Annotated in this window: 17 protein-coding genes; 6 read left to right on the top strand and 11 right to left on the bottom strand. The window is 70.5% G+C overall.

Annotated features, from left to right (window positions below):
- Positions 1-6 precede the first annotated feature (6 nt).
- Positions 7-1182, bottom strand: a complete 1176-nt coding sequence (locus tag ABCU91_RS05700) for an AMP-binding protein (RefSeq protein ID WP_413355122.1) — start codon at positions 1180-1182, stop codon at positions 7-9.
- Between the two features lie 9 nt (positions 1183-1191).
- Positions 1192-2094, bottom strand: coding sequence for a 1,4-dihydroxy-2-naphthoyl-CoA synthase (locus tag ABCU91_RS05695; protein WP_413355121.1), 903 nt, complete (start codon positions 2092-2094; stop codon positions 1192-1194).
- Positions 2095-2188: 94 nt separating this feature from the next.
- On the opposite strand from ABCU91_RS05695, the gene ABCU91_RS05690 reads away from it, so the two are divergent.
- Positions 2189-2602 carry a glucose-6-phosphate dehydrogenase gene (locus tag ABCU91_RS05690; RefSeq protein ID WP_307467936.1) on the top strand — a complete coding sequence of 138 codons (414 nt, stop codon included), beginning with the start codon at positions 2189-2191 and terminating at the stop codon, positions 2600-2602.
- A 7-nt stretch (positions 2603-2609) separates the two neighbouring features.
- Here ABCU91_RS05690 and ABCU91_RS05685 read toward each other — a convergent pair whose 3' ends face one another.
- The gene (locus ABCU91_RS05685; RefSeq protein ID WP_413355120.1) at positions 2610-3407 is read right to left on the bottom strand and encodes a hypothetical protein; all 798 of its coding nucleotides are present in this window, start codon (positions 3405-3407) and stop codon (positions 2610-2612) included.
- A 43-nt stretch (positions 3408-3450) separates the two neighbouring features.
- Between ABCU91_RS05685 and ABCU91_RS05680 the strand changes: the two genes are divergently transcribed.
- The gene (locus tag ABCU91_RS05680) at positions 3451-4344 is read left to right on the top strand and encodes a zinc-ribbon domain-containing protein (protein WP_413355119.1); all 894 of its coding nucleotides are present in this window, start codon (positions 3451-3453) and stop codon (positions 4342-4344) included.
- Positions 4345-4362: 18 nt separating this feature from the next.
- Here ABCU91_RS05680 and ABCU91_RS05675 read toward each other — a convergent pair whose 3' ends face one another.
- From ABCU91_RS05675 to ABCU91_RS05645, 7 genes are all read right to left on the bottom strand, one after another.
- A complete protein-coding gene (locus tag ABCU91_RS05675; protein WP_413355118.1) occupies positions 4363-4908 on the bottom strand; it encodes a hypothetical protein in 546 nt (181 codons plus the stop codon).
- The gene (locus ABCU91_RS05670) at positions 4905-5309 is read right to left on the bottom strand and encodes a hypothetical protein (RefSeq protein WP_413355117.1); all 405 of its coding nucleotides are present in this window, start codon (positions 5307-5309) and stop codon (positions 4905-4907) included. Before ABCU91_RS05670 ends, ABCU91_RS05675 begins: the two co-directional genes overlap by 4 nt.
- A gap of 75 nt (positions 5310-5384) precedes the next feature.
- Positions 5385-6896, bottom strand: a complete 1512-nt coding sequence (locus ABCU91_RS05665) for an alpha-N-arabinofuranosidase (protein ID WP_413355116.1) — start codon at positions 6894-6896, stop codon at positions 5385-5387.
- Positions 6897-6940: 44 nt separating this feature from the next.
- On the bottom strand, positions 6941-7879 hold the full coding sequence (locus tag ABCU91_RS05660; protein ID WP_406922560.1) for a carbohydrate ABC transporter permease: 939 nt from the start codon (positions 7877-7879) through the stop codon (positions 6941-6943).
- On the bottom strand, positions 7879-8802 hold the full coding sequence (locus tag ABCU91_RS05655) for a carbohydrate ABC transporter permease (RefSeq protein WP_091351778.1): 924 nt from the start codon (positions 8800-8802) through the stop codon (positions 7879-7881). Before ABCU91_RS05655 ends, ABCU91_RS05660 begins: the two co-directional genes overlap by 1 nt.
- Before the next feature lie 53 nt (positions 8803-8855).
- Positions 8856-10193 carry an ABC transporter substrate-binding protein gene (locus ABCU91_RS05650; protein WP_406922562.1) on the bottom strand — a complete coding sequence of 446 codons (1338 nt, stop codon included), beginning with the start codon at positions 10191-10193 and terminating at the stop codon, positions 8856-8858.
- Between the two features lie 161 nt (positions 10194-10354).
- Positions 10355-11368, bottom strand: a complete 1014-nt coding sequence (locus tag ABCU91_RS05645; protein WP_413355115.1) for a LacI family DNA-binding transcriptional regulator — start codon at positions 11366-11368, stop codon at positions 10355-10357.
- A 73-nt stretch (positions 11369-11441) separates the two neighbouring features.
- Between ABCU91_RS05645 and ABCU91_RS05640 the strand changes: the two genes are divergently transcribed.
- Both ABCU91_RS05640 and ABCU91_RS05635 read left to right on the top strand, forming a co-directional pair.
- On the top strand, positions 11442-12254 hold the full coding sequence (locus tag ABCU91_RS05640; protein WP_413355114.1) for a DUF1206 domain-containing protein: 813 nt from the start codon (positions 11442-11444) through the stop codon (positions 12252-12254).
- 59 nt (positions 12255-12313) lie between these two features.
- Positions 12314-13303 carry an o-succinylbenzoate synthase gene (locus ABCU91_RS05635; RefSeq protein WP_413355113.1) on the top strand — a complete coding sequence of 330 codons (990 nt, stop codon included), beginning with the start codon at positions 12314-12316 and terminating at the stop codon, positions 13301-13303.
- A gap of 17 nt (positions 13304-13320) precedes the next feature.
- On the opposite strand, the gene ABCU91_RS05630 is transcribed toward ABCU91_RS05635, so the two are convergent.
- Positions 13321-13911 carry a TetR/AcrR family transcriptional regulator gene (locus ABCU91_RS05630; RefSeq protein WP_406922566.1) on the bottom strand — a complete coding sequence of 197 codons (591 nt, stop codon included), beginning with the start codon at positions 13909-13911 and terminating at the stop codon, positions 13321-13323.
- 107 nt (positions 13912-14018) lie between these two features.
- Between ABCU91_RS05630 and ABCU91_RS05625 the strand changes: the two genes are divergently transcribed.
- Together ABCU91_RS05625 and ABCU91_RS05620 are read left to right on the top strand one after the other, a co-directional pair.
- Complete coding sequence (locus tag ABCU91_RS05625; RefSeq protein WP_413355112.1) at positions 14019-16898, top strand: efflux RND transporter permease subunit; 2880 nt, start codon at positions 14019-14021, stop codon at positions 16896-16898.
- Positions 16895-18946, top strand: a complete 2052-nt coding sequence (locus ABCU91_RS05620) for a YhgE/Pip family protein (RefSeq protein WP_413355111.1) — start codon at positions 16895-16897, stop codon at positions 18944-18946. Before ABCU91_RS05625 ends, ABCU91_RS05620 begins: the two co-directional genes overlap by 4 nt.
- The last annotated feature ends 7 nt before the right edge of the window (positions 18947-18953 follow it).

Raw genomic sequence — 18953 nt, 5'->3', positions numbered from 1 at the left:
AGGATCCTATTCCCCGCGCGACGCCGGCTCCTCTTCGTCCGCGAGCAGGCGGCGCAGGAGCGCGCGATCCGGCTTGCCGGTCGAGGTCATCGGCACCTCGTCGAGCACGAGCAGCTCGCGCGGTCGCGCGGGTGGGCCGATCGCGACTTCCACCACGCTCCGCAGCTCTGCGAGAAGGTCGGCTTCGCCGTGGCCACCGAGTGCGCGGCGCGACAGGACGACGACGGATGCCTCGCCCCACCGCTCGTCGCGCGTCGGCACGACGACCGCTCCCTCGAGCCCGGCGAGTGCCCGGACGGTCTGCTCGACGCGGTCGAGCGAGACGTTCACGCCGCCCGAGACGATGACGTTGTCGCGGCGACCCGTGATGCGCAGGACCCCGTCGTCGAACGACCCGGAATCGCCGGTGCGGTACCAGCGCGCGCCGTCGGCGCCGCGGATGAATGTCTCTGCTGTCCGCCGCGGATCGGCGAGGTAGCCGTCGGCGAGGGTCGGACCGCCGAGCTGGACCTCGCCGTCCTCGATGCGCAGCCGCACGCCCTCGAGCGGCCGCCCGTCGTAGACGCACCCTCCGCTCGTCTCGGTCGACCCGTAGGTGCGGACGATGCGCGCGCCGAGCGCGGCGGCGCGATCGGCGAGCGCGGGCGGAAGCGCCTGACCACCGACGAGCACGGCGTCGAACGAGGCGAACGCGCGGGCGACCGCGGCATCCGTCTCCCCCGCGTCGACCAGGGTCTGCACCTGCGCCGGAACGAGGGACGTGTAGGTCGGCACCCTGTGTCCGCCCTCGCTCGCGGCCATCGCCGAGGCGGCCGCCGTGAAGGTCTGCGCCGTGAACGAACCGGCCAGGATCGCCGGGTCGCGACCGGCGACCAGTGCCCGCACCATGACCTGGACGCCCGCAACGTAGGTCGCGGGGAGGGCGAGCAGCCACGACCCGCTGCCGATCCGGTCGGCGGTCGCGAGCGCCGACGACGTCAGCGCCGACCGGCTGAGCGCGACGGACTTCGGGTACCCGGTCGACCCGCTCGTCGTGACGACGACGGCCGTGCCCGCGGGAACGTCGGTCGGAAGATCGGATGCCGCACCGAGGGCGACCGCCGGTCCCGCGCCGAGCACCGCCACGCGGAGCGCGCGCAGCACGTCACGCGGATCCGTCGAATCGAGGCGGCTCAGCTGCATGGCGCGGACTCAGTAGTGGTACGGGTAGGGCGACCAGTCCGGATTGCGCTTCTCGAGGAAGGCGTCGCGTCCCTCGACGGCCTCATCGGTGCCGTAGGCGAGGCGCGTCGCCTCACCGGCGAACACCTGCTGACCGACCATGCCGTCGTCGATCGCGTTGAACGCGAACTTCAGCATGCGGATCGCGGTCGGGGACTTGCCGAGGATCGTCCGCGCCATCGAGATGGCCTCGCGCTCCAGGGCGGCGTGCGGGACGACCCGGTTCACCGCGCCCATCTCGTATGCCCGCTGTGCGGAGTACTCCTCGGCCAGGAAGAAGACCTCACGAGCGACCTTCTGGCCGACCTGGCGAGCCATGTAGGCCGAGCCGTAGCCGGCGTCGAACGAGCCGACATCCGCGTCGGTCTGCTTGAACCTGCCGTGCTCGGCGCTCGCGATCGACAGGTCGCAGACGATGTGCAGCGAATGTCCGCCGCCGGCCGCCCAGCCCGGGATGACGGCGATGACGACCTTCGGCATGAAGCGGATGAGGCGCTGCACCTCGAGGATGTGCAGCCGGCCCGCACGAGCCGGATCGGGGGTCGTCGCGTCGTCGGCGGCGTACGTGTAGCCGTCACGCCCCCGGATGCGCTGGTCGCCGCCGGAGCAGAACGCCCAGCCGCCGTCCTTCGCGCTCGGGCCGTTGCCGGTGAGCAGCACGACGCCGACCTTCGGGTCCTGCCGGGCGACGTCGAGCGCGCGGTACAGCTCGTCGACGGTGTGGGGCCGGAAAGCGTTCCGGACCTCGGGACGATTGAACGCGATGCGGGCGATCCGTCCGTCCATCGAGACGTGCGCGGTGATGTCGGTGTAGCCCTGGGCGCCGGGCGCCTCGGTCCACTCCGACGGGTCGAAGAGCTCGGAGACGGTCACCCGGCCAGCCTACGCGCGGGGCCCACGGACGCTCCGATCGTGCGAAGCTTGTAAAGCGGCTCTCACCCCCGACGAGGCCGCAGAGAGACCCCGCATGAAGATCACGAGATCATCCGACTGGCGGGACGCTCTTCCGTTCGAGGTCCCCGTCCTCGCCGCCGACGCCGTGCCCGGCGAGCCGACGCGCTGCGTGAGCTGCCCCGCCGGCAGCGAGCCGCGGGAGCGGACCGAACTGTGGGCCGTCAAGCACCGGCATCCCAACAATCACGCCGGATTCGTGCGCTACTACTGCGCCGAGCACTCCCCGAAGACTCCCCCGCCGCCCCCGCCGTCGGTCGCCCGCCCGGGCAAGGCCCGCGGCACCGCGCCGAAGCCGCGTCCCGAGCGGACCGTCGCGCCGAAGCGCCCCGCGGCGTCGCTGGACGTCGTCCGCGCCATGTGCCCGAACTGCTTCGTCGAGGTCTCGGCGACCGGCGAGTGCGGCATGTGCGGCCAGCAGGTGGCCTGAGCCCGGATCAGGGTTCGGACGGGTCGACGTCCAAGGCGGTGCGCCCCTGCGTCCGCCACCATTCCTCGGCAGCGGCCATCGCAGCCGAGGAAAGGAGCGTCGACGCCGTCGAGGTCAGTCCCGCGTCCTCGCCGTCAGATGCGACAGGGCGCGCGCTCCGCAGGACGAAGACGTCCCGTCCCCTCACCGACGCGGTGGCCACGGGCTCCGCTCCCTCGAGGACCTGCACCCGACCGCTGTCACCGGTCTGAGCATCGGGACAGGCGGCGAGCGCGTCGAGGATAGGCGCGTTCCGCGCCTCCGACGGCGTCGCGAAGCGCCAGGCCTGCATGTCGAGGACGATCGACTCCTCGCGGCTCGTCCGCCCGGCGATCCAGCCCCCGATCTGCCGTTGAGCTCCCCCGGCGAACATGTACTCGGCGGGGGCGCCGGACCACGCCCGACCCACATCGTCGAGCTGCGCGGTGGGCGCCGCGCACGCTTCGACGGTACCCACCGGTTGGGTCGAGACCGGGGCGCACGCTCCGTCGCCCCTGACTGCGCCGCTCCCGCTCGCCCACCATCCCGCCATCGGGTCGACGCCCTCGATCACCTCGAGCACGTCGTCGAACCGCACCTGGTCTGCATACTCACTGACCCACTCCGCGCAGGCCGGCGGTTCGGCCACTGCCTCGACGGGCTCCGCAGCGGGAGTCCGCTCCACGTCGCGCGTCGGGGTCCGCTCCGACTCGAGGCTCGCCGTCGAGACGCATCCCGCCAGCGCCATCGAGGTGAAGAGTACGAGCGCAAGTCGAAGTGGACGCATCTTCGCAGTATGCCGTGTCCGAGCCCTCGCTTACCGTCGCACCGTGACGGAACCGGTGCGGTGGTGGTGGGAGCGGCGTCAGTTCTCGCGCGGCGCCGACGTCCCTTACGCCGTCGGGACCTACCGGTCGGCGTGGGCCGCGTATCCGGAGCTCGTCCGCCAGTACCACCCAGACCTCAACGGCGGCATCGTCCTGTCGCAGATCCCGCCCGCCGCCGACGTACTCCTGTGCTGGGAATGCTCCGCCGGCCACCGGTTCGCCGCGACGCCGACCGAGCAGCGTGAACGCCCCGGACGCGTGCGCCGCCGGTCGGCCTGGTGCCCGGAGTGTTCTGCGCTTGCCGCGCCTCGCCCCGTGAGGGTCGTCGAACGCATCGACGCCGGCGCAGTGCTCGCAGCTGTCGACCGCGCGAAGGCGGTGCGGATGCCGGTGGCCCCCGCTCCGGCCCTGGTGCGGAAGCGCGCCACGCCGGCGATCTGCGAGAAGACCCCGGACCTCCCGACGGGTGAGCCGTTCGTCAGCGCGTGCGCTCCCCCACCGGCATCCGCTGCCGAAGCGCGGCTGCGGGCGGATCTGACTGCGGCGATCCTGTTCACCGAAGGGATGACGGCCATCCGGGTGGCGCGGCCGTTCTTCCGCCACCGCGAGGTGTGGCCCGACATCCTGCTCCCCGAGCTGCGCGTGGCGGTCGAGTACGACACCCCCGGACGTCACGGACTCGAGCACGTCGGCAGACGGGAGGCATCCGACCGGCGCAAGGATGCGCTGCTGCGCGCGGCAGGCTGGGATGTCGTGCGGGTGCGCACGGGCGGACTCGAACCGCTCGGGCCGCACGACGTCGTCCTCCGGACGGCGAGCGCGCGAACGGTCGGCGCGATCGTCGACGCGCTCCGCGAGATCCGGGGCGCGTTGTTGGTCGGCGCCTATCTGCGGTGAGATGCGGCCGACTCCGGATCAGACCGGCTCTTCCCACCCGATCACGCGGGCGCCGCGGACCGGCACGGCGCCGGGAGCGAGGACGTGCGGGATGCCGTGGAACCACGCTCCGCTGACGCCGCGGCGGACCATCTCTTCCAGCCACGCCCGGTTCGCGGCGGGTACTTCGGTGGCCGTCGTGAACGACGCCGGATCGAACCGCGCGACCTCTGCCGGGTCGAGGGGGTCGCCCACCGCCGAGACGGTCCGGTCGAGGACCACCGTCCCGTGCGGCAGGTCGTCCGCCGGGATCGCCCAGAACTCCGCCCGCGGGAGCTCTTTGCCGCGGATCTCGCGCCACGCCCGCCAGATCGCGTGCGGGTGGACCGGGCTCAGGAACACGACCTCGGTCCACGTCCGCGCGAGCCCGGGGATCTCCGTCGCCTTCAGGCGCTGCCTCTCGGGAGTGTCGTCGTACTTCGACATCGCCCGCGCGTAGCCCGCGGGGTCGATGTCCGCCAGATCGGATGCCGGGACGAGCACCTCGCCCACGAGATCGACCCGCTGGTGGAAGACGACCCTCATGAGGCGGGCCGCACCCCGTCGAAGGGTGTGAGGGTGCGCAGCCCGCTCTCGTCCTGATGCAGGAACAGGCGCAGCGGACCCTCCTGCAGGAGCGGGTCCCGCGACCCGTAGGGCGCGTCCGAGCAGTCGTCGGCGGTCGAGCCGACGCGGATCACCTCACCCATCACGACGTCGCCCTTCTCCGCCTCGGCGATGGTGACCCGGTACGCGTTCGCGTCGAATCCCAGGATGTTCGTCGTTCCGTCCGACTCGACGCCATCGGTGACGACGACCGCATCTGCGTCACGAGCGCGCTCCTCATCGGAGGAGTAGGACGCCCACGAGGCACACGACTGCGAGCTGCATCCCGTGAGCGACGCCGCGGCCAGCACCAGGACGACCACCACCACCGCAGGCTTCATCTCGACCCCCTCGCCCGAGAGTGTCGCACAGGCGGCATCCGTCTCACTGCGGGACGGATGCCGCCTGGAACCGGCTCAGCCGAGCGCGACCGCCGTCCACGACACCGGCGGCAGCGTGATCGTGAGTGTGCCGTCCTCGACGCGGACCGATTCGTTGGGCCGCGGGGCGACGCGCTCGCGGTCGGCGAGGGTGTTCTTCGCGTTGATGTCGTCGTCGGTGAGCGTGTGCGTCTCGAGGACCGAGAGGTCGCCGAGCGCCGCGACGTCGACCAAGACCTCGATCGACTCGGTCGTGCTCCGGTTCACGAGGAACAACGCGCTGCGGCCGGCCTCGGCATCGTGCGTCGCGACGGCGTCGACGAGGGGCACCTCGCCGTACACCGCCGTCGTGTGGGTCGGCGACTCGAGCTTCACGCGCAGCGCGGCACCCTTCGCCAGACGCGACGTGATCGAGAACGGGAAGAACGTCGTCTGGCGCCAGGCCGGCCCGCCGGGCTCGGTCATGATCGGCGCGATGACGTTGACGAGCTGGGCCAGCGACGCACTCGCCACGCGGTCGGCGTGCTTGAGGAGCGAGATCATCAGGTTGCCGAAGACGACGGCGTCGAGCACCGAGTACGAGTCCTCGAGCAGGCGCGGCGCCACCGGCCAGTTGTCGATGCCCTCGATCTTGTCGACGCCGTGGAAACGGTCGATGTACCAGACGTTCCACTCATCGAACGAGATGTCGATCTTCTTCGACGATCCCCGCACCGCGCCGACGTGGTCGGCGGTCGCGACGACCTTCTCGATGAAGCCGTCCATGTCGACGGCCGAGGCGAGGAAGCTGTCGACATCGCCGTCCCTCTCCTCGTAGTAGGCGTGGCACGAGATCAGGTCGACATCGTCGTAGGTGTGCGTCAGCACGACCCGCTCCCACTCACCGAACGTCGGCATGTGGGCGCTGGAGGACCCGCACACGACGAGCTGGATGTCGGGGTCGAGCTGCCGCATCCCCTTCGCCGTCTGCGACGCGATCTTGCCGTAGTCGTCGGCGGAGCGGTGCCCCAGCTGCCAGGGACCGTCCATCTCGTTGCCGAGGCACCACATGCGGACGCCGAACGGCTCCGTGCGACCGTTGGCGATGCGCCGGTCGCTGAGCGCGGTCCCCGAGCGGATGTTGGAGTACTCGAGCAGGTCGATCGCCTCGAGCGTCCCGCGGGTGCCGAGGTTGACCGCCATCATGAGGTCGCTGCCGACCTTCTCGAGCCACGACGAGAACTCGTGCAGGCCGACCTCGTTCGTCTCCGTCGAGTGCCAGGCCAGGTCGAGCCGACGCGGACGCTCGGAGACCGGTCCGACCGAGTCCTCCCAGCGGAAGCCCGACACGAAGTTGCCGCCGGGATAGCGGATCGTGTCGACCCCGAGCTCCTTGACGAGGTCGATGACGTCGGTGCGGAAACCCTCGGCATCCGCACTCTCGTGACGGGGCTCGTAGATGCCGTCGTAGACGTGGCGGCCGAGGTGCTCGACGAAGCCCCCGAAGAGCTTTCGACGGACATCGCCGATCGCGAAGGCGGGATCGACGGTGAGACGTGCGCTGGGCATAGAGATGCTTTCTGTTTCGAGGGAGGACGAGGGATGCGGGGCGGTCACTTGACCGACCCGAGGGCGAGACCGCCCTGCCAGTACCGCTGCAGGAACAGGAACGACAGCAGGAGCGGAAGGACCGAGATGAAGGCGCCCGAGGTGATCAGGTTCCAGACCTGCTCGCCGCCGGCGCCCGCGTTCGACAGCGCCAACCACCGGTTGAGGCCGACCGTGACCGGCAGCAGCTGCGGGTCGGTGAGGACGGCCAGCGGCAGGAAGAAGTTGTTCCAGGTGCCGACGACCGACAGCAGCAGGACCGTGACGATCGCAGGGCGCAGCAGCGGCACGACGATCGTGCGGAACGTGCGCCACTCCCCGGCGCCGTCGATGCGTGCCGCCTCGAGCAGCTCGTCGGGGACGGCATCCTGCGTGTAGACGCGCATGAGGTAGACGCCGAACGGGTTCAGCAGCGACGGCAGGATGACCGCCCACGGGGTGTTGATCAGGCCGTACTGGCTGAGCAGCATGAAGGTCGGGATGACGAGCGCGGTGAGCGGCACCATCACCGAACCGAGGATCATCCCGAAGACGACGCCGCGGCCCCGGAACTGATACTTCGCGAACCCGTATCCGGCGAGGACGGCGACGACGGTCGCACCGAGCCCGGAGACGAACGCGTACAGGAACGAGTTGCCGAGCCAGCGCCAGTAGATGCCGCCCTGGTGGGTGAACAGCCCCTGGATGTTGGTGAAGAAGTCGCCGGGCTGGTCGAACCAGAACGCCGAGCTCGAGAAGAGCCCGCCGGTGTCCTTCGTCGCGGCGACGAAGAGCCACCAGATCGGGATGACGAAGTAGATCGCGAGGATGATCAGCAGCACGTGCGAGCCGATGCGGCGCTGGCCGCGGGGCCGGCCCGCCGAGCGGTTCTTGCGCGAGGGGATGCCGGTGACCGTCGTGTGGGCCTCGTCCGAGACCGACGCCGTGGTGGGGAGGGCGGACATCACTTCAGTCCGTTCTGCTTGCGGGTGAGGAAGAGGAAGCCGAACGAGCCGATGAACACGAGCACGCCGAGCGAGAAGGCGATCGTCGACGCGTAGTTGAACTGGCTGTAGCTGAAGGCCAGCGCGTAGGCGTACATGTTCGGGGTGTAGTCGGCGGGCAGTGCGCCCGAGGCGATCGAGCGGAGGACGGTCGGCTCGGTGAAGAACTGCAGCGTGCCGATCAGCGCGAAGGTGATGACCATGACCATCGAGGACGAGATCATCGGCACCTTGATCCGCGTGGCGATCTGGAACCCGTTGGCGCCGTCGATGCGGGCCGCCTCGTACACGGCGGGATCGATCGCGCGCAGCGCCGCGTAGACCACGATCATGTAGTACCCGGCCCACTGCCACGTGACGACGTTGACGAGGCTGAAGAAGATCGAATCGCTGGAGAGGAAGTTCGGCGCCTCGAGTCCGAAGATCCCGAAAATCGTCGCGCCCGGGCCGAAGCGGGGGCTGTAGAGGAAGCTCCACATGAGTGCGCCGATGACGACCGGGATCGCGTAGGGCGCGAAGATCAGCAAGCGTGACAGCTTCGACACCCACGTGGTGAGCGAGTCGAGGACCAGCGCCGCGACGATCGCGACGAGCAGCTGCGCCGGGATCATGACGAGCGCGAAGAGGATCACGCGTCCGAGTCCGCCGAGGAACAGCGGGTCGGTGAACGCCTTCACATAGTTGTCGATGCCGACGAACTTCGTCCCCGTGGCCAGCGTCGAGCTGAACAGGCTCATCCCGAATGCGTAGATGAGGGGGAAGACGAGGAACGCGGCGAAGACGACGAGGAACGGCGTGATGAACAGCCAACCGACCTGCTGACGTCGCTGGATACCGCTGCGGCGGCGCGGCGGCGCGGGCCGCTCGAGTACCTGAGTGGTCATGGTGTCGCTTCCGGGAAGGGGCGGGGGCCGGTCGAACCGGCCCCCGCCGCGCGTCAATCAGTGAGCGTGAAGCCCTGTTCGGTGGCGTACTTCTCGAGCGTGGCCTGCAGGTCGTCGAGGGCGGGCGCGGCATCCTTGTTCTTGTCGACGACGACCGCGGTCACCTCCTCCTGCAACTGGTCGTAGGCGTAGTTCTGGAACGGACTGAACGTGAAGCCCGAGTACCCGGATGCCGCCGGCAGGAAGACGTCCTTGTTGATCTGCTGCCCGCCGAAGAACGGGTACTCCAGGTCGCGGAAGTAGTCCGATTCGAGGATGGGCTTCCAGAGCGGGAAGAGCGCGGCCTTCTCGATGCCGATCTTCCACGCCTCTTCGGTGCCGAAGATCTCCTTGGCGACGGTGGCCGCCGCCTCCTTGTCATCGGCCTGGGAGGTCACAGCGAACGTCGAGCCGCCCCAGTTGATCTGCACCGGGTTCGCGGCATCCCACTGCGGCACGGGTGCGGCACGCCAGACGGCGCCCTCGTCGGACCCTTCGAGCCCCTGCAGGTAGCCGGGGCCCCAGGCCGCCGCGACGTAGATCGCGTACGAGCCGTCGACGAGCTTCGTGTTGTAGTCGGCCGTGAACGCCTCGTCGACGGCGACGAGGCCCTTGTCGGCGAGGTCCTGCCAGAAGGCGAGCACGTCCTTCGAGCCCTGGTCGGCGACGTCGATGCCGATCTCCTGCGGGGAGGCGCTGTCGTAGGTGAACGGGACGGAGCCGGCCTGGGCGAAGAGGGCCTGAGTGAATGCGCGTCCGTTGGGCGGGAAGTTGGCGAGCACGCCCGGCGCACCCTCGTCCTTCAGCTTCTGCGCCGCCGCGGCGAACTCATCCCACGTGGTGGGCGGCTTGATGCCGTACTCGTCGAGGATGTCCTGGCGATAGAGCATGCCCATGGGGCCGCCGTCGACCGGGATCGCGTAGACGGCGTCGCCGCTGGAGACGTCCTTCCAGGCGCCCTCGGTGTAGTCGTCCTTCACGTCTCCCGCGCCGTACTCCGAGAGGTCGACCAGCGAGTCGCGGATGGCGAAGCTCGAGAGGACCTCGGACTCGAGCATGATGACGTCGGGCGCCCCGCTACCGGATTCGATCGCCGTGGAGAACTTCGTGTACTCGTCGTTGCCCTGACCCGCGTTGGTCCAGCAGATCTGAACGTCGTCGTGCTTCTCGTTGAAGAGGTCGACGACCTCCTCGAAGGAGGGGTACCAGGCCCAGACCGACACCTGGGTCGCATCCGGGTTGACGATCTTGTTGGTGCACGACTCTGCCGTGGCGCCGCCACCGGAGCATCCGGTGAGGGCGGCTGCGGCGACGACGGCGATGCCGGCGCCGGCGATGACCTTGGACTTCATGAGCTGTGAGCTTCCTCTCGCGGTGTGGACACCGGTGTCGAACGGAGACGGATGCAGGTGCGTCGATGCACGGGGTGCCGCGTTGCACTCGCTTTTACAACGTTAGAAGTAAACGTTGTAAAAGTGATGATGCCGTCGGCGACCCCGACTGTCAAGCGACGTCACGGTAACGGCGCGGACTCTCGCACGGCGAGGTGGAAGTCGGCGAGCAGGAGCTCCGGCGCGGCGTCGGGAGCCGGCGCCGCGATACGGGCGAGGAGCGTCTCGACCGCGGTCCGCGCGATCCACTGCTGACCGGGATCGATCGTCGTGAGCGAGGGGATCGAGTACTGCGCCTCGTCCAGGTCGTCGAAGCCGACCACGGCGACGTCGTCCGGCACCCGGCGGCCGCTCTCCTGCAGCACGCGCATCGCGCCGAGAGCGAGCGTGTCGTTGAGCCCGAACACCGCGTCGAACTCGACGCCCCGATCGATGAGTTCGTGCATCGTCCGCGCCCCGTTCGAGCGATGCCACATGGTGGTCGAGCCGATCAGCTGCGGGTCGAAAGGGATGCCGGCGGCATCCAGCGCCTCGCGGTAGCCCTTCAGCCGGAGTCCTGCCGAACCGATCACCTCGCCGTCGTGCGCGCCCACGACGGCGATCCGTCGACGCCCGCCCGCGATGAGGTGCTCGGTCGCCGCCCGCGCGGCGTCGACGTTCTGCATCGTGACGTGATCGACGGGACCGTCGAACACGCGCTCGCCCAGGAGGACCATCGGGTAGGGCACCCGCAGCCTGTCCCCGTCGTCCTGGCCCATGCCGAGCGGACTGAAGATGAGACCGTCCGTGAGCTTGAGGCGGGGACTGCGCAGCAGGTCGAACTCGCGGTCGCGGTCGCCGCCGGTCTGCTCCACGAGCACCACGACGCCGCGGCGCTCGGCCTCGGCGATGACGAGACCGGCGAGTTCCGCGAAGTAGCTGAGCGCCAGGTCGGGGACGGCAAGGGCGATCGCCCCCGTACGGCCGCTTCGGAGATTGCGCGCGGTGAGGTTCGGGGTGTAGCCGAGCTCCGCGATCGCACGCTCGACGCGCTCGCGTGTCGCCGGGCGGACGTGCGGATGGTCGTTGATGACATTCGACACCGTCTTGATGGACACCCCGGCGATCCGTGCGACGTCGTGCAGTGTCGGCGACATGGACCCTCCCCGCGTCACTGTACAACGTTGCAAGGAAGGGGGCCGACGCGCGGCCCGTCGCTAGGCTGGCGCGATGAGTTCATCGGCGAAGAATGCGGCGCACGGGGCGAAGAACAGTCGAACCCTGCGTACGCTCGCGCGCGTCGGCTTCGCCGCCAGCGGTGTCGTGCACATCATCATCGGCGTCATCGCCATCTCCCTCGCCACCGGCCGAGGAGGCGGAGAGCCGGCCGACCAGTCCGGCGCCCTGCAGCAGCTGGCATCGGCCCCGGGCGGCGTCTTCCTCCTCTGGGCGGCTGCCGTGGGCCTCGTCGTGCTCGGCCTCTGGCACCTCCTCAGCGCATTCCTCGACCGCTCGAGCGACTCCGGGCGCGATCGCGCCGTCCACATGGTGAAGAACGGTGTCAAGGGCGTCGTCTACGTCGTCCTCGGCGTCACCGCCGGCACGGTCGCCGCGGGTGGTTCCGCCGACTCGTCCGACTCGACGCGGTCGCTGACGGCCGACCTCCTCGCCACCCCCGGGGGCGTCTTCCTCGTCGTCGCGATCGGGCTGGTCCTGATCGGCGTCGCGGGCTACCTCGTGTTCAAGGGCGTCACGCGCCGCTTCGAGCGCGACCTCTCGATGCCCGGTGGCACCGCCGCGCGCTCGGTCCGCATCCTCGGCACCGTCGGGTACGTCGCCCGGGGCATCGCCTTCGCGGGCGTCGGCGTCCTCTTCCTCGTCGGTGCGGTCACGAACGATCCCGAGAAATCGAGCGGACTCGACGGAGCCCTCCGCTCGTTCGCGGGGCTCCCCGCAGGCGTCGTCGTCCTGAGCTTGATCGGTGCGGGCTGGATCGCCTACGGCGTCTACGCGTTCTTCCGCGCCCGCTACACCCGGCTCTGACCGCCGACCCACCCGCGGTCCAGACGCGCGCCGGCGCCTGAGCAGGCCAGGATGGGGGCATGTCCCTGCCCTCGCTCGCCGACCTCCGCGCGACGGCGCGCGTGGTGTCGCTGCCTCTCCAAACCCGCTTCCGCGGGATCGACGTCCGTGAGGCCCTGCTGCTCGAGGGCCCGGAGGGATGGACCGAGTTCTCCCCCTTCACGGAGTACGACGACGTCGAGTCGGCCGTCTGGTTGGCCGCGGCGATCGAGTACGGCTGGCGCCCCTCCCCTCGTGCCGTCCGCGACGCGATCCCGGTGAACGCGACGGTGCCGGCCGTGCCCGCGGCATCCGTTCCTGGGATCCTGGCCCGCTTCGACGGATGCCGCACCGCCAAGGTGAAGGTCGCCGAACCCGGTCAGGTGCTCGCCGACGACGTGGCGCGCGTGCGAGCCGTCCGAGAGGCGATGGGCCCCGAGGGCCGCATCCGCGTCGACGCGAACGGCGGCTGGAACCTCGACGAGGCCGAGCACGCCGTGCATGCTCTCGCCGAGTTCGACCTGGAGTACGTCGAACAGCCGTGCGCGACGGTAACCGAGCTCGCCGAACTGCGCGGCCGCATCCGGTACATGGACGTCCCGATCGCCGCTGACGAGAGCGTCCGCAAGGCGGACGACCCGGTCGCCGTCGCACGGGCGGGCGCGGCCGACCTGCTCGTGATCAAAGCCCAGCCGCTCGGCGGGCTGCGGCGCGCGCTCTCGGTCGTCGCCGACGCGGGACTCCCCGCCGTCGTCTCGAGCGCCCTCGACACCTCGGTCGGCCTCGCGATGGGCGTCGCCCTGGCGGCATCCCTCCCCGACCTCGACTTCGACTGCGGACTGGGCACGGCGTCGCTGCTCGCCGCCGACGTCACCGACGAGCCGCTGCGGCCGCGGGGCGGATCGCTGCCGCTGCGCCGGGTCGTCCCGGACGCGTCCCTCCTCGCCGCGCACGCCGCGACCCTGGAGCGCCGGGACTGGTGGCTCGCGCGCCTCGAGCGCTGCCACGCCGTCCTCGCCGAGTCGTCGTAGCGGCCGGCGGGCGAGGATCAGCCGACCAGCAGCGGAACGAGCTGCTCGAGTCGCGACTGCATGGCCCGATTGGCCTGCCGCTCGGACAGGCGCTCGAGCGCGGCCTGCACGCTGCACTGCTCCGAGACGTCCAGGAGCAATTGCGCGGCGTCGGCGACGGGCATCCGCAGCGGGAGCCCGTGGCGCTCGCTCACTTCGCGCACGATGGTCTCGATCCGCCCGAGCATCTGCGCCCGCCAGGCCAGGAACGCCTCCGCCAGCCGAGGGTCGCGAAGCGCCTGGGTGCGGACCTCGCTGAGCAGCTGGGGCTCCATCCGCTCGGCGAGCGACATCGTCGCGATCTGGCGGACGAGATCGAGCGGATCGTCGGTGCCCGAGAGCCGCTTGACGCGCACCGAGACCTCGTCGAGCTTGTCTTCGGAGAGCTGGGTGATGAGGGCGAGGAAGAGCTCGTCCTTCGACTCGAAGTTGGAGTAGAAGGCGCCCCGAGTGAAGCCCGCGCGTTCGCAGATGGTCTCGACGGATGCCGCGTCGAGGCCGACCTCGGCGAACACCTCGTGTGCGGCGTCGAGCAGGCGAGCTCGCGTGTTCTCGCGGCTTCGCGCCATCTCACACCCACCCTTCAGGATTGCGACCTGTGTGCGGGTCTACGATACACATGTGTATTGGATACAGCGCTGTATCGAAACCGTCCGACTCTGATCCAGGAGCGCCTGTGTCCACCATCCTCTTCACCCTCGGCCGATGGGCCTACCGGCACTCCTGGCGCGTGCTCGTCGCCTGGATCCTGCTGCTCGGGATGATCGGCGGAGGCGTCGCGCTCTTCATGAAGGGCACCGACAACTCCTTCACGATCCCCGGCACGGAGGCTCAGCAGGGCCTCGAGCTGCTGAACCGCACCTTCCCGCAAGCCAGCGGCGCGAGCGCTCAGCTCATCGTCGTCGCCCCCGAGGGCGAGACGGTCGAGGACCAGCCCCTCCGCGGCGAGATCGACGACCTCGTGACGCGCCTGGGCGACATCGACGGCGTGACCTCCGCGACCTCGCCGTTCGACGAGATGGTCACCGGACTCGTCTCGGACGACAGCCGGGCGGCGCTCGTGCAGATGCAGTTCGACGGCCAGTCCACCGAGGTGAGCGACGCCACCGTCGAGGCCGTTGAGAAGACCGCGGCCGAGTTCCACGACGCGCTCCCCCAGGGCGCGCAGTCCGCACTCGGCGGAGATCTGTTCGCCGCGTCGATCCCGGCGCTGTCGATCGTCGAGGTCATCGGCGTGCTCGTCGCCCTCTTCGTCCTCATCGTGACGTTCCGCTCGTTCGCCGTCGCCTGGTTCCCGCTCGTCAGCGCGCTCATCGGCGTCGCGCTCGCCATCGCGCTCATCTTCCTCGCGACGGCCGTGACGACCATCTCGTCGACGACGCCCATGCTCGCCGTCATGCTGGGGCTCGCCGTCGGCATCGACTACGCCCTGTTCATCGTGTCGAGGCACCAGGATCAGGTCCGCGGCGGCATGGACCCCGAGGAGTCCGCCGCCCGCGCCGTCGGCACGGCAGGGTCCGCCGTGGTCTTCGCCGGCGTGACGGTCATGATCGCCCTCGTCGGACTCAGCATCGCCGGCATCCCGTTCCTCTCGACGATGGGTATCGCCGCCGCCGTCGCCGTCGCGGTCGCCGTGGCGGTCGCCGTCACCCTCACCCCCGCGCTCCTCGGCTTCGCGAAGGGTCGCGTCGTCGGCTGGGGAGGCAAGACGCTGCAGCGCGGCATCCCGACCCGTCGCCGCCGCCGCTCCGACGCCGACGCGGCCGACGAGACCGAAGAGACGCCTGAGCCGGAGCCCGCACCCGCCGCCGGCCCCGTCGCCCCCGCACGACCCAACCGCTGGGTGATGCTGGTGACGCGGCATCCGATCATCGCCACCGTCGCCGTCGTCGTGGGCCTCGGCGTCATGGCGATCCCGTCGGCCAATCTGCATCTCGCCCTGCCCAACGCCGGTGTCCAGCCGACGTCGAGCCAGGCCCGCCAGGCCTATGACCTGAACGCGGAGTACTTCGGCGCGGGGTCGAACGGTCCGCTCGTGATGACCGGCACGATCGTGACCTCGACCGACCCGCTCGGTCTCATGGACGACCTCAAGAAGGAGGTCGAGGCGATCCCCGGCGTGGAGCGCGTCGCCCTCGCCACCCCGAACGAGACAGCCGACACCGGCCTCATCCAGATCGTCCCGACCACGGCTCCCGACGACCCCGCGACCGCCGACCTCGTCCGCGAGCTGCGCTCGCACCACGACGAATGGCAGGAGAAGTACGGCGTCGACCTCAAGGTGACGGGCTTCACCGCCGTCGGCATCGACGTGTCCGACCGTCTCGGCGCGGCGCTCCTGCCCTTCGGCATCTTCGTCGTCGGTCTGTCGTTCATCCTGCTGATGATCGTGTTCCGCTCGATCTGGGTGCCGCTCAAGGCGACCCTCGGCTACCTGCTCTCGATCCTGGCCGCCTTCGGCGCGGTCGCCGCGGTCTTCGAGTGGGGCTGGCTCGCCGACCTCCTGCACGTGACGCGCACCGGTCCCGTGATCAGCTTCATGCCGATCATCCTCATGGGCGTCCTGTTCGGCCTCGCGATGGACTACGAGGTCTTCCTGGTCTCGCGCATGCGGGAGGACTTCGTCCACGCCGTCCGCGCCCGCCGGGGCCGCGCGAACCGAGAGACCGCCATCGCCGCCGTCCGCTCCGGATTCACCGCCTCGGCGCGCGTCGTGGTCGCTGCGGCCGTCATCATGTTCGCCGTCTTCGCCGCGTTCGTCCCCGAGGGTGACAGTTCGATCAAACCGATCGCCCTGGGCCTCGCTGTGGGCATCGCCGTCGACGCCTTCCTCGTGCGCATGACGCTGACCCCCGCGGTCATGGCGCTGCTGGGTGACAAGGCATGGTGGATGCCGCGCTGGCTGGAACGCCTGCTCCCCAAGGTCGACATCGAAGGCGAGGCGGTCGAGCACGAACGCGCCCACGCCGAGTGGCCGGAGCCCGACTGGACCGGCGCGCTCGCTGCCGACGACCTCGAGGTGCGGGCCGAATCGACCGGCACGGACGTGGTCCTGTTCTCCGGCGCGAACGCTCGGGTCGCCGACGGCGGCACGCTCCTCGTCACCGCCGCCGACCCGCACGCGGCACGAGCGTTCCTGCTGACCGTCGCCGGCCGCATCGCGCCGACCTCCGGCCTGCTGCGCGTGTCGGGGCACCTGCTGCCCGGCCGTGCGGCGTGGGTGCGTGCCCACGTCTCCGTCGCCGACCTCACCGGCGCGGACGCACCGCTCGCCGACCTCCGCCGCGCCCTGGCCGGCCGCACCCGGTTCGTCGTCATCGTCGGCCTCGACACCCTCACGGGCGCCGCGCGCGATCAGGCCGCCGCACTCCTGCGCGACGCGACCAACGCGGCCTCGGCCAAGGCCGGAGCCCTCACCGTCGTCGCGTCGGCCCGAGACGCGGAATCGGCTCGCGGCATCCTCGCCGATGCCTACCGACCGGATCCCGACCTCCTGCGGCTCGCCGTCTCCACCCCCCTCACCGTCGACACCCCCACCCAGGTGACCCCCTCATGACTCTCTCCATCGAACGCGCGCAGACTCGGCGCCCCATCTCGTGGCTCACGCTCCTCGGCGTGCTCCTGCTGCCCGCCGTCATCGGCGGCCTCCTCGTGGCGGCTCTCTACAACCCCACCGAGCGCCTCGACGCACTGAACACCGCGGTCGTGAACAACGACGAGCCGGTCGAGGTGAACGGACAGACCACGCCCCTCGGGCGCCTCCTGACCGCGGGACTCGTCGAAGGCTCGGACGAGCTCGACAGCAACCTCACCTGGACGATCTCCAACACGGAGGACGCCAAGGAAGGCCTTGAAGACGGCACCTACGACGCGATCGTCACCATCCCGAAGAACTTCTCCGCAGCGGCGACCTCGACCGCTCCCGGCAAGACCCCGGAGCGCGCGACGATCGAGCTGACCTCCTCGCCCGATGCCCGCATCGTCGACGACGCCATCACGAATCAGGTGACCTCGACCGCGGCATCCGTCCTCGGTCAGCAACTCACGACGGGCTACCTCGAGAACGTGTTCCTCGGCTTCACGACGCTGAACGAGCAGCTGGGCACCGCGGCCGACGGCGCCACGCAGCTCGCCGACGGCGCGAAGGCGGCCGCCGACGGCGCCGCGAAACTCGCTGACGGCGCCTCCAGCGCGGCCGACGGCGGGTACTCGCTCGCCGACGGCCTGCGCAAGCTGCAGAGCGGTGCGAACCAGCTGGCCGGCGGCGCCGCGGCCACCTCGCAGGGCCTCTCCGAGTGGTCGGCCGGTGCCCGACCGATCGCCGAGGGCACCCAGCAGCTCGCGGAGGGCCTGACGCAGGCCGCCGACCAGACATCGGCGATCCCGGCGATCCCCTCCGATGTCGTCGACGGCATCAAGGCTCTGACCGCGGACGGCGAGCAGAACCGCGAGGCGGTGACCGGCATCATCGACGCCCTGTCGGCAGCGGCGACGTCGTGCGTGCCCGCGCAGGCCGGCGCGGAGCTCTGCGACCAGCTGACGGATGCCGCGGCCGACGCGAAGTCCGCTCTCCCGGCTCTGCAGGCCACGGTCGGCGACTCGAAGAAGCTCGCCGAGAACATCGACGCGCTCGCGAACTTCGGTCCGAGCCTGACGAAGGGCCTGCGCACCTCGGCCGCCGCAGCGGAGCAGCTCGCCGGCGGGATGGGTCAGCTGGCCGACGGCGCGGATCAGCTCTCCGCGGGGGCGGGGCAGCTGTCCACGGGTGCCCGCGACCTCGCGGCGGGCGCAGGTACCGCGGCGGACGGTGGCGACCAGCTCGCGGCCGGTGTCGACGCGCTCGCCAGCGGTGCCGGGGATCTCTCGACCGGTGTCGGCAAGCTGGCGACCGGTACCGACGACCTCGCCGGCGGACTGGACAAGGCCGTCGACGGCGTGCCGTCCTACACGAAGAACGAAGCCGCAGATCTCGCCTCGATCGTGGCCGATCCGGTGGTGGCCGACGGCACCGGCACGTCGCTGTTCGGCGCATCCGCGGTGCCGCTGCTCGCCACCCTTGCGCTGTGGTTCGGTGGTCTCGCGTCGTTCGTCGTCCTGCGCGCGGTCCCGCGGGCCGCGCTGTCGTCGCGACGGTCCTCGGCTGCCCTGGCGCTCCGCGCACTCGCACCGGGCGCCGTGATCGGCGCCCTGCAGGGCGCTCTCGTCGCCACCGTCGTCCAGCTCGCGGCCGGGTACGACGCCGAGCAGTGGTGGCTCTTCGCGGCCATGTGCGTGCTCGCCGGTGTCACCTTCGCCGCGATCAACCACGCGCTCGTGGCCCTCTTCGGCGGCATCGGCCGCTGGGTGTCGGTCCTCGTGGGCGTCATGGCGCTGGCGACCGGGATCGTGTCCACGGTGCCGGGCACCCTGCTCGACATCGCGGGCCTCCTGCCCACGGCGCCGGCATACACGTCGATGCTGGCGGCGCTGACGGATGCCGGGGGCGGCGCGACCGCAGCCGTCGGACTCGTGCTCTGGACGCTCGTCGCGATCGCCGCCGGCATCCTCGCCGTCGCGCGGCACCGTTCCACCTCGGCCCGGGCCGTGCTCACGCAGCCCGCCTGATCCCGTC

Origin of the sequence: Microbacterium phoenicis (genome assembly GCF_047302325.1) — a bacterium.
Lineage (GTDB): Bacteria > Actinomycetota > Actinomycetes > Actinomycetales > Microbacteriaceae > Microbacterium.
Note: the sequence above shows the minus strand (reverse complement) of the source record. Positions and strands in the feature narration are given on the sequence as shown.